This window comes from Streptomyces sp. NPDC002787 (assembly GCF_053592095.1).
Map to the genome: position 1 here is coordinate 106298 of NZ_JBSFVC010000006.1, position 14013 is coordinate 120310.

General features: G+C 70.7%; 10 protein-coding genes. All 10 read right to left on the bottom strand.

The features are described 5' to 3' along the window. Window positions 1-95: 95 nt before the first annotated feature. The 10 genes from ACWD26_RS10230 to ACWD26_RS10275 all read right to left on the bottom strand — a co-directional run bounded on the left by ACWD26_RS10230 (window position 96) and on the right by ACWD26_RS10275 (window position 13874). On the bottom strand, window positions 96-1487 hold the full coding sequence (locus ACWD26_RS10230; protein ID WP_451268194.1) for a ThuA domain-containing protein: 1392 nt from the start codon (window positions 1485-1487) through the stop codon (window positions 96-98). 9 nt (window positions 1488-1496) lie between these two features. Beyond that, window positions 1497-4004, bottom strand: coding sequence for a PQQ-dependent sugar dehydrogenase (locus tag ACWD26_RS10235; protein WP_451268196.1), 2508 nt, complete (start codon window positions 4002-4004; stop codon window positions 1497-1499). Between the two features lie 182 nt (window positions 4005-4186). Further along, window positions 4187-5191, bottom strand: coding sequence for a sugar phosphate isomerase/epimerase family protein (locus tag ACWD26_RS10240; protein ID WP_451268198.1), 1005 nt, complete (start codon window positions 5189-5191; stop codon window positions 4187-4189). Window positions 5192-5215: 24 nt separating this feature from the next. Then, window positions 5216-6379 carry a Gfo/Idh/MocA family protein gene (locus tag ACWD26_RS10245; RefSeq protein ID WP_451268556.1) on the bottom strand — a complete coding sequence of 388 codons (1164 nt, stop codon included), beginning with the start codon at window positions 6377-6379 and terminating at the stop codon, window positions 5216-5218. 538 nt (window positions 6380-6917) lie between these two features. Further along, window positions 6918-7964, bottom strand: a complete 1047-nt coding sequence (locus ACWD26_RS10250; protein ID WP_451268200.1) for a substrate-binding domain-containing protein — start codon at window positions 7962-7964, stop codon at window positions 6918-6920. A 49-nt stretch (window positions 7965-8013) separates the two neighbouring features. Next, a complete protein-coding gene (locus ACWD26_RS10255) occupies window positions 8014-9033 on the bottom strand; it encodes an ABC transporter permease (RefSeq protein WP_451268202.1) in 1020 nt (339 codons plus the stop codon). Then, window positions 9030-10571 (bottom strand): sugar ABC transporter ATP-binding protein, encoded by a 1542-nt coding sequence (locus ACWD26_RS10260; protein ID WP_451268204.1) that lies wholly within the window; start codon window positions 10569-10571, stop codon window positions 9030-9032. Before ACWD26_RS10260 ends, ACWD26_RS10255 begins: the two co-directional genes overlap by 4 nt. 119 nt (window positions 10572-10690) lie before the next feature. Then, on the bottom strand, window positions 10691-11872 hold the full coding sequence (locus tag ACWD26_RS10265) for an ROK family protein (RefSeq protein WP_451268206.1): 1182 nt from the start codon (window positions 11870-11872) through the stop codon (window positions 10691-10693). Window positions 11873-12090: 218 nt separating this feature from the next. Next, the gene (locus tag ACWD26_RS10270) at window positions 12091-12765 is read right to left on the bottom strand and encodes a GntR family transcriptional regulator (RefSeq protein ID WP_451268208.1); all 675 of its coding nucleotides are present in this window, start codon (window positions 12763-12765) and stop codon (window positions 12091-12093) included. Window positions 12766-12935: 170 nt separating this feature from the next. After that, window positions 12936-13874, bottom strand: a complete 939-nt coding sequence (locus tag ACWD26_RS10275; protein ID WP_451268210.1) for a beta-ketoacyl-ACP synthase III — start codon at window positions 13872-13874, stop codon at window positions 12936-12938. Window positions 13875-14013: the final 139 nt, after the last annotated feature.

Consider the following 14013-nt stretch of genomic DNA (forward strand, 5'->3'; position numbering starts at 1 on the left):
AGCCTCCTTGTCGAGCGGGTGATGCGGAAAAGGGACCCTCCGAGGGGAAGGTGAAGACGGCGGGCGGGAGTCCGGCGTCCCCCGCCCGCCGCCGCTCAGTCGCCCGGCGGCGAGTCCGCCCCACGGGCGGCTCGCGCGGGCAGTTCCTTGATCCGGATGTCCCGGAAGGACACCTGGTCGGCAGCGCCGTGGTTCTGGATGCCGAGGTGACCGTCGCGCAGGCTCCGTACCGGATCGGTGTTGGTGAAATCGTTGATCCGCACGCCGTTGAGCCAGACGCGGAGGCGCTCGCCCTCCACGCGGATCTCGTACGTGTTCCACTCCCCCGGCGGGTTCAGGGCGCGGTCGCGCTTCCTGATGTCGGCGGAGCGGAAGCCGTAGACGGACCCCGTGGTCCTCTCGGGTACGTCCGTGGCGTCGATCTGGATCTCGTAGCCGTTGTTCACGGCCGACCAGGGGTCGTCCGAGGGCGGGAAGCCTACGAACACACCGGAGTTGTCGTCGCCCGAGGCACTGGACATCTTCCAGTCGAGCTTCAGGGAGTACGACCCGAAGCTTCGGCCGGCGTACCAGAGCATCCCCATGCCGCCGGCCGACGTCAGCGTGCCGTCCTCGCCGAGTTCGAAGGAGCCCGGGCCCGCCTGCCGCCAGCCCTCCAACGAGGTTCCGTCGAAGAGCGGCCGGTAGCCGTTCTCCGGTCGGCAGTCGGCCTGGGCCTCGCCGATCGCCCACCGGATGCCGCCCAACAGGTGCTGCCGGAAGGCGGGTTCGGCGAAGGACTCCTTGGTGTGGCCGCCGCCGGTGTAGAAGGCGCGGCCGCCCTGGTAGTTCTGGCACCAGGCGATGGGATGGTCGCCGTTCATGGTGCCGCCGCTGTACGACGACTCGTCGAGCGAGGCGAGGACATGGGCCCGCTCACGGGGGTTGGAGCGGTAGTTGTACCACTCGTCCGTGCGGTTCCAGGTCTTGCCCAGACCGGCCGTTGCCGGGTGGGCGTGGTCCTCGACGTCGACCGTGGCGGGCTGGATCGCGGGGTGCGACTGGAAGTAGGCGCCCGCGAGTCCGCCGTAGAAGGCCCAGTCGTACTCGGTGTCGGCGGCCGCGTGGATACCCACATAGGCGCCTCCGCGCTTGATGTACCTCTCGAACGCGCCCTGTTGGGCGGGGTTCAGGACATCGCCCGTGGTCGATAGGAACACCACGGCGTCGTAGCGGCCGAGGTTGCGTGCGGTGAAGGCGCCGGCGTCCTCCGTGGCGTCGACGGCGAAGCCGTGGGCGGCGCCCAGTTCCCGTACGGCCGCGATGCCCTCGGGGATCGAGTCGTGGCGGAAGCCGGCGGTCTTGGAGAAGACCAGCACCCGGTGCCCGTCGGAGCCGCCCGCCTTGCCGGAGCCGCCCGCCTCATCCGAGACGGCCGGTCCCGACACGCAGCCGATCACCAGGGCGGCGCCTCCTACGGCCGCCCACGTGCGTCCCTTCGTTCGCATGGCGCCCCCTCACCTCGTCGTGAACGTGAAGTCGTCCACGTCGAACAGGCCACCGGAGCCGGTCCCCTTGAACACCAGATAGAGCGTGGTGGTGCCGCGCGGAGCACGGGAGAGGTTCGCGGTGACGTCCTGGAAGTTGTCCCAGCCGCCGGTCACCGGCACGGTCGTACTGCCGAGGAGACGGCCGGTCGGAGAGCCCGCGCGGACCTCCAGCTTGCCGCCGGCGCCCCCGGAGGAGATGCGCGCGGTGAGCTTCGTGGCGTTGGAGAGGACGTACGGCTCGAAGGAGATCCAGTCGCCGTTGGAGATGTCGCCGACGGTCTTGCCGCCGTGGGCGGTGTCCTTCGACTGCACCGCGATGCCGGAGGAGTCGCCGTAGTGCTCGGCCTGGCGGTGCTTGGGCTGGACCACGTTCTGGTCGTGGGTGGTCAGCGGGGCCTGGCCGCCGCCTCCGCCGTCGGTGTACTCGGCGTCGAACACCCCGAAGATGTTGGCGTTCTCGTCGTGGCCGCCGTCGGCGCTGGTCTGGATGGTGCCGGTGCAGCCGTTGGCGGAGGTGACCGGGTGGCCGTGGCTGTCGTGGCCGAGGACGAAGGTGACCTTGACCTTGGAGCAGTCGATCGGGCGGCCGTCCTCCGGGTCGCTGACCTTCACCTTGAACGGCACGGCGTCACCGAAGGCGAACAGCTGCCCGTCCTGCGGGAGTTCCAGCGTCACCTTGGGCGCGGTGTTGCCGACGACGATCCGCACGCTCGCGCTGCCGGTGCGGCCGGAGGGGTCCTTCGCGGTCACCGTCGCCGTGTAGGTGCCGTTCTTCTTGTAGGTGTGCGTCGGGTTCGCCGCCGTGGTCGTGCCGCCGTCGCCGAAGTCCCAGCTGTAGGTGAGGGCGTCGCCGTCCTGGTCGCTGCTGCCCTTGGAGGAGAAGCGGACCTTCAGTTTCGCCTGACCCGAGGTGCGGTCGGCGGCGGCAGCGGCGACCGGGGAGTGGCCGTCGGTGGCGTTCTCGATGCGGTACAGGGCGGAGTGTTCGTCGCCGCCGAACCAGGAGATGCCGTAGTCGAGGACGTACAGCGCGCCGTCCGGGCCGAAGGCCATGTCCATGATCTGGGTGCCGGTCCACGGGACGTTGTTGATCGACTGCACGGTGCCGTCGGCGTCGCTCGTGATCCGCTTGATCCAGCGGCGGCCGAACTCACCGGCGAAGAAGTCCCCGTCGTACGCCTCCGGGAACTTCACCGGGGAGTCGAGCGAGGCGTCGTAGTGGTAGACCGGGCCGCCCATCGGGGACTCGGAGCCGTCGCCGAACTCCGGGACGGAGGCCCCGTTGTAGGGGATCCAGGCGGGCTCGGCGGGCGGCAGCTCGGTGAGGCCGGTGTTGTTCGGCGAGGTGTTCTTCGGGGCCGCGCAGTCGAAGGCCGCGCCCGAGGTGCCGGTGGCGAAGTCGTAGTCGACGTAGGCGTCGTTGTTTCCGGTGCAGTAGGGCCAGCCGAAGTTGCCGGGCTTGGTCACACGGGCGAACTCGACCTGTCCGGCCGGGCCGCGCGAGGGATCGGCGGCGCCGGCGTCGGGGCCGTACTCGCCGACGTAGAGGATGCCGGTCTTCTTGTCGACGCTGAAGCGGAACGGGTTGCGCAAGCCCATCGCGTAGATCTCGGGGCGCGTCTTGTCCGTGCCCGGCGCGAAGAGGTTGCCTTCGGGGACGGTGTACGAGCCGTCGGCGTTGACCTTGATGCGCAGGATCTTGCCGCGCAGGTCGTGGGTGTTGCCCGAGGTGCGCTGGGCATCGAAGGCCGGGTTGCGGTTGGCCCGCTCGTCGATGGGGGTGAAGCCGTCCGACTGGAACGGGTTGCTGTCGTCGCCCGTCGACAGGTACAGGTTGCCCGCCGCGTCGAAGTCGATGTCGCCGCCGACGTGGCAGCAGATGCCCCGGGAGGCCGGGACGTCGAGGATCTTCGTCTCGCTGGCCTTGTCCAGGGTGCCGTCGGTCTTCAGGACGAAGCGGGAGAGCCGGTTGACGCCGTCGAAGGGCGCGAAGTCGGCGGCGGTGCCCGTCTCGGGAGCGTCACCGGCCGGGGTGTTCAGCGGGGGCGCGTAGTACAGGTAGATGAAACGGTTGTCGGCGAAGGCCGGGTCGACGCCGATGCCCTGGAGGCCCTCCTCGTCGTGGCTGTAGACGTCGAGCTTGCCGGCGAGCTTGGTGTTGCCGGCCGCGTCGGTCAGGCGGAGTTCGCCGTCGCGCGAGGTGTGCAGAACCGAGCGGTCCGGGAGGACGGCGAGCGACATGGGCTCGCCGACCTCCGGTTCGCCCTTGGCGAGGGTGACCTGCTGGAAGTCCTCGGCGGCAGCGGCAGCGCTCTTCGGCTCGGCGTCGGCCGCGCCCGCCGCGGGCGCGGTGAGCGAGAGCGAGGCGCCCGCGAGCAGCAGACCGGTCAGCAGGGCGATCGGCCCGCGCAGCCTGCGGCGTCTGAAGGGGCTGGTGCGGCTGGTGGGGTGTCTGTGGTCGTCGTACGGGTGCACGAAAGGCCTCCAGTAAGGGGCTGGTCGTACGGAGGTGTACGGGTGTGTGCGGTACGCCGGGGTGCGCCGTCACCCCGGAAGACACAAGGGGGCCGTAGGGCCCGAGGTCCTGTCCGGCGGATGAAGCCCTGGTCGTTGCTGCCGAACTAGTCGCTGCCGCCGAACTAGTCGTTGCCGCCGAACTAGTCGTTGCCGCCGAACGCCGCGTCGAACGAGGCCGACGGCGGTTCGAAGTCGAACGCCTTGAGGCGGGTGAGGGCCTCGGGGGCGCCCTGGAGCCGGTCCATGCCGGCGTCCTCCCACTCGACGGAGATCGGGCCCTGGTAGTCGATCGAGCGGAGCATGCGGAAGACGTCCTCCCAGGGCACGTCGCCGTGCCCGGCCGACACGAAGTCCCAGCCCCGGCGCGGGTCGCCCCAGGGCAGGTGCGAGCCGAGGCGGCCGTTGCGGCCGTCGAGCCGCTTGCGGGCCTCCTTGCAGTCGACGTGGTAGATCCGGTCGCGGAAGTCCCACAGGAAGCCGACCGGGTCGAGGTCCTGCCACACGAAGTGCGAGGGGTCGAAGTTCAGGCCGAAGGCCGGCCGACGGTCAACCGCCTCCAGGGCGCGCTGGGTCGTCCAGTAGTCGTAGGCGATCTCGCTCGGGTGGACCTCGTGGGCGAACCGCACGCCCTGTGCGTCGAAGACGTCGAGGATCGGGTTCCAGCGCATCGCGAAGTCGTCGTAGCCGCGCTCGATCATCGACTCGGGGGCGGGCGGGAACATGGCGACCAGATGCCAGATGGCGGAGCCGGTGAAGCCGATGACGGTGTCGACGCCGAAGGCGGAAGCGGCGCCTGCGGTGTCGGCCATCTCCTTGGCGGCGCGCTGCCGTACGCCCTCGGGCTCGCCGTCGCCCCAGATACGGGCGGGCAGGATGGCCCGGTGGCGTTCGTCGATGATGGCGTCGCACACGGCCTGGCCCACCAGGTGGTTGGAGATGGCCCAGCACTTCAGGCCGTACTTGTCCAGGAGTTGGTGGCGGGAGTCGATGTACGACGAGTCGGCGAGGGCCTTGTCGACCTCGAAGTGGTCGCCCCAGCAGGCGAGTTCGAGGCCGTCGTAGCCGAAGTCGCGGGCGAGGCGGCAGACCTCTTCGAGGGGCAGGTCGGCCCACTGGCCGGTGAAGAGCGTGAAGTTGCGCGGCATTGCCGTGGCCTCCTCGGACCGGAGTCAGACCGCTGTCGGGGTGTGGGTGGGGGTGTAGACGGAGTTCTTCTCGGCGCTCTCCTCGACCGCCGCGAGCACCCGCTGCACCTGGAGGCCGTCCGCGAAGGACGGCTCGGGTCGCCGGCCCGCCGCTACGGCGTGGACCAGGTCACGGGCCTGGTGGACGAAGGTGTGCTCGTAGCCGAGGCCGTGGCCCGGCGGCCACCAGGCGTCCAGGTAGGGGTGGTCGGGCTCGGTGACGAGGATGCGGCGGAAGCCGGCGTGGCTGCCGGGTTCGGTGTGGTCGTGGTAGGCGAGTTCGTTGAGCCGTTCCAGGTCGAAGGCCAAAGAGCCGCGCTCACCGTTGAGTTCGATGCGCAGGGCGTTCTTGCGGCCGGTGGCGAAACGGGTGGCTTCGAAGGAGGCGACGGCACCGGAGGCGAAGCGGCCGGTGAACAGCGCGGTGTCGTCGACGGTGACCGCGCCGCGCCCGGCCGTGCCGCCGGAGGACGCCAGACCGCCGGCCGCACCTGCGGGCAGGGGTCGTTCCCGTACGAAGGTCTCCATCAGCGCGGACACGCCGATCACCGGCTCCCCCGCCAGGTACTGCGCGAGGTCGACGATGTGGGCGCCCAGGTCGCCGAGCGCCCCGGAGCCGGCCAACTCCTTGCGCAGCCGCCAGGTGAGCGGGAACTCGGGGTCCACGAGCCAGTCCTGAAGGTACGTCACCCGGACGTGGCGCAGGGCTCCCAGTCGCCCTTCGGCGACCATGCGGCGGGCGAGCGTGGTGGCGGGCACCCGACGGTAGTTGAAGCCGACCATCGCCAACTTACCGTTCGCATACGCCTCTTCGGCCGCCGTTGTCATCGCCTCGGCCTCCGCGACCGTGTTGGCGAGGGGCTTCTCGCAGAGCACGTGCTTGCCGGCGGCCAGCGCGGCCAGCGCGATCTCGGCGTGGCTGTCGCCGGGGGTGCAGATGTCGACGAGGTCGATGTCGTCCCGGGCGATCAGCGCCCGCCAGTCGGTCTCGGTCGCCGCCCAGCCGTGCCGGTCCGCCATCGCGCGCACCGCGTCGCCGTCCCGTCCGCACACCGCGGCGAGGACCGGGCTGAGCGGCAGATCGAAGACACGGCCCGCGGTGCGCCAGCCCTGGGAGTGCGCGGCGCCCATGAAGGCATAGCCGATCATCCCGACCCGTAGCGGCGGCCTGCCGAGCCCGCCGGCGAGTCCCGCGGGCCAGGACACGGCACGAGGTCCGGCACCGGGCGGCGCCACCTCGACCCCGACCCCGGCCCGGCTTCCGGGCCCGGCCGTGATCCCGGCTCCCGCCGCGCCTCCGGTGGGCGGGGTTCCGGGACCGGCACCGGGGCCGGGCGCGTCGGCCGTCCGGACCGCGGCCGTCGTCGAGGCTCGGGCCTCGGTTCCGGCCGTCCCCCCGGCCTCGGCTCGGGTGCCGGCCTCGGCCCCGACCGCCGCGTCGGGCCCCGGCGCTCCTGACTCCTCCGCCTCGGCCTGGTCGGGCTGCTGCGGCTGTCCCATGCGTGTGTCCTCCTCGTGGTCGCGGCGCGGTGGGGGGTCGGACCTGACTCCGTTTCCGGGGGCTTCGCGCTCCGGTCCTCGGTCCCGGTGCCGGGTCCTCGATCCTCCGGCGCCAGATCCTCGGTCCGCGGTGCTCGATCCCCGCGCCCGGTACTCGTTCTCGGTCAGGCCCGTCCGGCGGGAGCCGTCACTTGAAGCCGGTGGGCATGTACTGGTCGACGTTGTCCTTGTCGACGACGGCCGAGTACAGCGTCAGCGAGGCCGGGATCTCGAACTCGGCGAGGCCGCCGACCCCCTTGCCCTGGCCGAGGGCGCGGGCGAGGTCGATCGCGGAGGCGGCCATGGTCGGCGGATAGAGGACGGTGGCCTTCAGTACGCCGTCGTCCTTCTTGATGGCCTGGAACGCGGAGAGCGCTCCCGCGCCGCCGACCATCAGGAAGTCGTCGCGCCCGGCCTGTTCGATCGCGCGCAGGGCGCCGACGCCCTGGTCGTCGTCGTGGTTCCACAGGGCGTCGAAGCTCGACTGCGCCTGGAGGAGCTGGGCCATCTTGGCCTGCCCGGACTCCACCGTGAACTCGGCGGCCTGCCGGGCCACCTTCTTGATGTTCGGGTAGTTCTTCAGCGCGTCGTCGAAGCCCTTGGTGCGCTGCTGGGTCAGCTCCAGGTTGTCGAGCCCGGCGAGCTCGATGACGCGGGCGTCGCCCTTGTCCTTGAGCTGCTCGCCGATGTAGTGCCCGGCGTTGAGGCCCATGCCGTAGTTGTCGCCACCGATCCAGCAGCGGTACGCCTGCGGGGAGTTGAAGATCCGGTCGAGGTTGACGACGGGGATGCCCGCGCGCATCGCCTTGAGGCCGACCTGGGTGAGCGCCTTGCCGTCGGCGGGCAGCACCACCAGCACGTCGACCTTCTTGTTGATGAGGGTCTCTATCTGGCCGATCTGCTGGGCGGTGTCGTTGGACCCCTCGGTGATCTCCAGGGTGACGTCCTCGTACCGCTCCGCGCGGCTCTTGGCGTTCTGGTTGATCGCGTTGAGCCAGCCGTGGTCGGCCTGCGGTCCGGCGAAGCCGATGGTGACCGCCTTGCCCGGCTTGTCGTCGGCGGCCGGCTGCTCGTTGGCGGCCGAGTCGTCCCCTGTTTCGCTGGGTTCGTTGCTGGTGCAACCGGCGAGGAGGGCGCCGGCCGAGACGGCGGCGGTCCCGAAGAGCAGTCCTCTACGGCTGGTGAACTGTGACATGGCGGTGGACCTTTCCGGTTGCGGCTCTTCCCGTCGGCTCTTCGGTGTGTCAGGTCGTGCTTGCCGTACGTCGCTGGACCAGGACCGCGGCGACGATGATCGCGCCCTTGGCGATCTGCTGGACATCGCTCTGCAGGTTGTTGAGCGCGAAGATGTTGGTGATCGTGGTGAAGATCAGGACCCCGAGGACGGAGCCGGTGATGGTGCCCCGGCCGCCGCTGAGCAGGGTGCCGCCGATGATCGCCGCCGCGATGGCGTCGAGTTCGTAGAGGTTGCCGTTGGTGTTCTGGCCCGAGCCGGACAGCACGATCAGCAGGAACGCGGCGATGCCGCAGCACAGTCCGGAGAGCAGATAGAGGTACAGCCGCTGCCGGCGGACGTCGATGCCCGCGAGCCGGGCGGCCTCCGCGTTGCCGCCGACGGCGACCGTGCGCCGGCCGAAGGTCGTGCGGTTCAGCACGAGCCAGCCGATGATCGTCACGAGTGCGAAGACCAGGACGAGGGGCGGGATGCCGAGGATGTAGGCGTCGCGCTCGCCGAGGTCCAGGATGGCGTCGACCGTGACGACCTGGGTGCTGCCGTCGGTGATCTGCAGGGCGAGTCCGCGGGCCGAGGCGAGCATGGCGAGGGTGGCGATGAAGGGGACCATGCCGCCGTACGCGATGAGCAGCCCGTTCACCAGGCCGCACCCGACCCCGACGATCACGGCGGTGAAGAGGATGCCGGCGAAGCCGTACTCCTGGGTGGCCACGGTCGTCGCCCAGACGGATGCCAGGGCGACGATCGCGCCCACGGACAGGTCGATGCCGCCGGAGGTGATCACGAAGGTCATGCCGACGGTGACGACGCCGATCACCGACGCCTGGGTGAGGACGAGTTGGAGATTGCGCGTGTCGAGGAACTCGTCGGGCTTGGTGATCCCGCCGATGACGATCAGCGCGGCGAGGACGCCGAGGAGCGAGAGGGTGCGGACGTCGGCGCGGAAGACGAGGGCGCGCCAGGCGGGCGGCTCGCTGACCGGTGTCACTTTGTCGGCGCTGCCCCGGGGCGGGGACACGGGCTGGGTCATGACGCCGGGCTCCCTTCAACAGTCACGGGGCTTCCTTCCATCACGAGGTCGAGGACACGGTGTTCGTCGAGTTCACGGGCGGGCGCGGTGTGGACGACCCGGCCCTCGCGCAGGACGAGCACCCGGTCGGCGAGGCCGAGGACTTCGGGCACCTCGCTGGAGACCAGCAGCACGGCGAGGCCTTCGTCGGCGAGCCGGCGGACCACGGCGTACAGCTCGGCGCGGGCGCCCACGTCGACCCCCCGGGTCGGCTCGTCGAGCAGCAGCACCCGGCAGCCGCGCAGCAGCCAGCGGGCGAGCACGGCCTTCTGCTGGTTGCCGCCGGAGAGGGTGCGGACCGGTACGGCCGGGTTGTCCGGGCGCAGCGACAGCTCGCGGGTCGCGGCCCGCGCGGCCCTGAACTCCGCGCCCCGGTCGATCCAGCCGACGCGCGCGAAACGGGACATCGTCGACACGGAAACGTTTCTGGTGACGGACTCCAGCATCAGCAGCGCCTGCGCCTTGCGCTCCTCCGGTGCGAGCCCGAGCCCGGCGCGTACGGCGGCCCGTACGCTGCCGAGCTTCAACTTCCGTCCTTCTACGGCCACTTGACCCGCCGTCGGTTTACGGGCGCCGTAGATCGTCTCCAGGATCTCCGACCGCCCCGAGCCGACGAGTCCGGCGAGGCCGACGATCTCACCGGGCCGGACGTCCAGGTCGAACGGTTCGAACTCGCCGGCGCGCGCCAGCCCCCGCACCTCCAGTACGGGTGCGGCGCCGGCCGGTGGCGCGGGCGGCCGGTCCGGGAAGACGTACTCGACGTTGCGCCCCGTCATCAGCGCCACGACCTCGCGCGTCGGCGTGGACTTCGCGGGCAGACCACCCGCCACGGCCCGCCCGTCCTTCAGTACGGTCACCCGGTCGCCGATCCGCCGGATCTCCTCCAGGCGGTGCGAGATGTAGACGACGGCCACCCCGGCGGCGGTCAGGTCCCCCACGATCCTGAACAGGTTGTCGACCTCGTCCGGGTCGAGCGCGGCCGACGGCTCGTCCATGACGATCAGCCGTACGTCGTGGGAGAGCGCCCGGGCCATGGAGACGATCTGCTGCTGCGCGGCCGACAACTCGCCGACGAGCCGGGCCGGATCGACCTCCGGATGGCCAAGCCGCTTGAGCAGGGCGGCGGTTGACGCCCGCGCCGCCTTTCCTCGTACGACGAAGCCGGCGGCCGTGGGTTCATGGCCGAGGTGGACGTTCTCGGCCACCGACAGGCCCTCCACCAGGTCGAGTTCCTGGTAGATGGTGGCGATGCCGAGGCGCATGGCGGCGATCGGGGACTTGAGGGTGACGGGTTCGCCCCGCCAGGTGATGGTGCCGTCGTCGGGCTGGTGGGCACCGGCCAGGACCTTGATCAGGGTGGACTTCCCGGCACCGTTCTGGCCGAGCAGACAGTGGACCTCGCCGGCCTGGACGTCGAGGTCGACGCCGTCGAGGGCCCGGACACCGGGGAACGACTTGGTGATGCCGGACATGGTGAGCAGCGGTGGTTCTGGTGCCATGAGTTCCCCTTGGCGGGCGTGCGGGCCGGTTTCAGGGCGAATCCGCCTGCTGGGCAGGCGCGTTCGGGCAGGGCGGGACAGAGCGCTGTGCTGGTGGGCCTTGTCGGTCGGGAGAAGGCTTACGCGGGTGAGAACAGGTGGTCGCTGATGAGGCGGGCCGCGCCGATGACTCCGGCGGTGGGCCCCAACTCCCCCAGCACGATGGGCAGATTGCCGGTCGCGAGGGGCAGTGACTGACGGTAGACCTGGGTGCGGATGGCTGCGAGCAGGGTATGGCCGAGGCCGGTCACCCCGCCGCCGATCACCACCAGACCGGGGTTGAAGAAGCTGACGAGTCCGGCGATGACCTGGCCGGTGCGGTTGCCGCCCTCGCGTATCAGGTCGAGTGCGGTGGCGTCACCGGCGGCGGCCGCGGCGGCCACGTCGACGGCGGTCAGGGTGCCGTTGGTCTCCAGACGGGAGGCCAGTTCCGCCGAAAGTCCTTGCTGGGCGGCGTCCTTGGCGTCGCGGGCGAGCGCGGCGCCGCTGAAGTGGGCCTCCAGGCAGCCCCGGTTGCCGCAGGCGCAGGGCCGGCCGTCCGGTACGGCGAGGATGTGCCCTATGTCGCCGGCGCTGCCCGTCGTACCGCGGTGGACCTCACCGCCGACGACGATGCCGCAGCCGATGCCGGTGCCGATCTTGACGCAGAGGAAGTCGCCCACGGAACGGGCCACGCCCGCGTGCTGCTCCCCCATCGCCATCAGGTTCACGTCGTTGTCGACCATGACGGGGCAGCCGAGTTCCTGGCTGAGCGCCTCCCGCACCGGGAACCCGTCCCAGCCGGGCATGATCGGCGGGGCCACCGGGACACCTTCGGGGAAGCGGACCGGACCGGGGACGCCGATGCCGGCGCCGTCGAACCCCTCCGCGAGTCCCGAGGCCTTCAACTTGGCGGCCATGGACAGCACTTGCTCGAAGACGGCGACCGGGCCGTCCCGTACGTCCATGGGCTGGTTGATGTGGCCGAGGATCTCCAACTCGGCGTTGGTGACGGCCACATCGATCGAGGTGGCGCCGATGTCAACGCCCAGGAAACGGAGTTGGGGGGCGAGCCTGATGTTGTGCGACCGGCGGCCGCCCCGTGAGGCGGCGAGCCCGTCGGCCACGACCAGTCCCGTCTCCAGCAGCCGGTCCACCTCCACGGCCAGCTTCGACCGCGAGAGATCCACCCGATCCCCGAGCTGTGCCCGGGAGTTGGGGCCGCCGTCCCGCAACAGACGCAGCAGACGGGCCTGATGCGCGTTGGCGGGTCGAGCCGTCATACGTCTCACAAGCCCCTCCCCGCCTCATCGGCACCGCCGCGTATGGCTTTCGAGGGGAACGTAGCAGCGGATGCCGGAGTCGGGAAGAAGTCGCGCAGCAATTGGCGCGGACTTTCTCCACTCAGAGGACAAAGACGAGTGGGAGGACAGCGAGTAGCGGGACAGCGGGGAGCGCCCCCGGCGCGGGGGCGGAACTCGGGGGCGACCTCGGCCGCGTGCTACTTCTCGCGCTCGTGGTACGTCTTGCGGGTGTGCTCGGTGTGGGCGCGCATGACTTCCGTGGCGCGCTGTTCGTCGCGGGCGGAGATCGCGGCGATGAGGTCGCGGTGTTCGATCCAGGACTGGTGTCCGCGTCGGCGGGCGACGGGGGTGTAGTACCAGCGGACCCGCCGGTCGACCTGGGCGGCGAGTTCCGCGAGGACCGTGTTGCCTGCCAGTTCCATGACCTTCGCGTGGAAGCGGGCGTTCATGGCGACCGCGGCGTCGACGTCATCGGCGTCGACGGCCCGCTCGCCTTCCGCGCAGAGCTCCTCCAGCGCGGTGATACCCGCCGTGCCGGCGTTCGCCGCGGCGAGACGGGCGGCCTCGGCCTCCAACAGGGTGCGGACCGTGAGGAGTTGGTCGGCCTCCGCCTCCGTCGGCTCGTGCACGAACGCACCCTGGGCGGGCCGCAGGTCGACCCACCCCTCGGTGTTGAGGCGTTGCAGGGCCTCACGGACCGGCTGCCGGGACACCCCGAGGTGTCCGGCGAGTTCACTCTCGACGAGGTGCTGGCCCGGGCGCAGCGCGCGTGTGGTGATGAGTTCGAGCAGGGCCTCGTAGACGCGGTCGCGCAGTGGACCGGGGCGTTCGAGCTTGGGCACGGCCCCTTGCGGAAGTCCTGTGGACAACATCGGGTCCCCCTCCAGAGCACCACGGCATGTACCGCACACGGAAAGTCGACGCCCGTACTGGAAAGTCCAAGTCAACAGCCAGTATGGATTGTCTTTCGTCTACAGTCTACGGCCCACCATTGCCAGCCCCGAGGGGGGTCGGGCTCGTCACATTCGCACGACGGTGCTGGTCAGGGGCAGCGGACGACCTGGCCCGCGTACGACAGGTTGCCACCGAAGCCGAACAGCAGTACGGGGTCGCCGCTGGAGATCTCGCCGCGTTCGACGAGCTTGGAGAAGGCGAGGGGAATGCTCGCGGCCGAGGTGTTGCCGGACTCGACGACGTCCCGCGCGACCACGGCGTTGACCGCTCCGATCTTCTCCGCGAGGGGCTCGATGATGCGCAGGTTGGCCTGGTGGAGGACGACCGCGGCGAGGTCGGCGGGGGTGAGGCCCGCCTTCTCGCAGGCGGCACGGGCGAGGGGCGGCAGCTTGGTGGTGGCCCAGCGGTAGACGCTCTGCCCCTCCTGTGCGAAGCGCGCGGGGGTGCCCTCGATCCGTACGGCGTTCCCCATCTCGGGCACCGACCCCCACAGCACCGACCCGATGCCGGGCTCCTCGGCGGCCTCGACGACGGCCGCGCCCGCCCCGTCCCCGACGAGGACACAGGTCGTGCGGTCGGTCCAGTCGGCGACCTCGGACATCTTGTCGGCGCCGATGACGAGCGCCCGGGTGGCGGCGCCCGCGCGTACGGCGTGGTCGGCGGTGGCGAGGGCGTGGGTGAAGCCGGCGCAGACGACGTTGACGTCCATGGCGGCCGGGTTCGGGATGGAGAGCCGGTTCGCGACCCGGGCCGCCATGTTCGGGGAGCGGTCGACGGCGGTGGAGGTGGCGACCACGACCAGGTCGATGGCCTCAGGGCCGAGGCCTGCCGAGGCGAGCGCCTTGGCGGCGGCGTGGCCGGCCAGTTCGTCGACGGGCTCGTCGGGGCCGGCGATGTGCCGGGTGCGGATGCCCACTCTGCTCGTGATCCACTCGTCACTGGTGTCGACCATGCCCGCCAGGTCCTCGTTGGTGAGTACCTTGGCGGGCTGGTAGTGGCCGACGGCGGCGATCCGCGAGCCGTTCATGGGTGGTTCCCCTCGTTGCCTGTGGTCAGCGGGATCCACCAGTCTGATCAGTGACTCACGGGTACGAGGACGAGTGAGGCGACAGTAAAGCGCGGCCCGAGTTGTGGGCTTCTGTCAGAGCGCGTTGGTGAGCTCGCCG

Bases quoted from the DNA above. Each gene is read 5' to 3' on its own strand.
- ACWD26_RS10230 (WP_451268194.1), bottom strand. From the start codon at position 1,487: ATGCGAACGAAGGGACGCACGTGGGCGGCCGTAGGAGGCGCCGCCCTG.
- ACWD26_RS10240 (WP_451268198.1), bottom strand. From the start codon at position 5,191: ATGCCGCGCAACTTCACGCTCTTCACCGGCCAGTGGGCCGACCTGCCC.
- ACWD26_RS10245 (WP_451268556.1), bottom strand. From the start codon at position 6,379: ATGATCGGCTATGCCTTCATGGGCGCCGCGCACTCCCAGGGCTGGCGC.
- ACWD26_RS10250 (WP_451268200.1), bottom strand. From the start codon at position 7,964: ATGTCACAGTTCACCAGCCGTAGAGGACTGCTCTTCGGGACCGCCGCC.
- ACWD26_RS10255 (WP_451268202.1), bottom strand. From the start codon at position 9,033: ATGACCCAGCCCGTGTCCCCGCCCCGGGGCAGCGCCGACAAAGTGACA.
- ACWD26_RS10260 (WP_451268204.1), bottom strand. From the start codon at position 10,571: ATGGCACCAGAACCACCGCTGCTCACCATGTCCGGCATCACCAAGTCG.
- ACWD26_RS10265 (WP_451268206.1), bottom strand. From the start codon at position 11,872: ATGACGGCTCGACCCGCCAACGCGCATCAGGCCCGTCTGCTGCGTCTG.
- ACWD26_RS10270 (WP_451268208.1), bottom strand. From the start codon at position 12,765: ATGTTGTCCACAGGACTTCCGCAAGGGGCCGTGCCCAAGCTCGAACGC.
- ACWD26_RS10275 (WP_451268210.1), bottom strand. From the start codon at position 13,874: ATGAACGGCTCGCGGATCGCCGCCGTCGGCCACTACCAGCCCGCCAAG.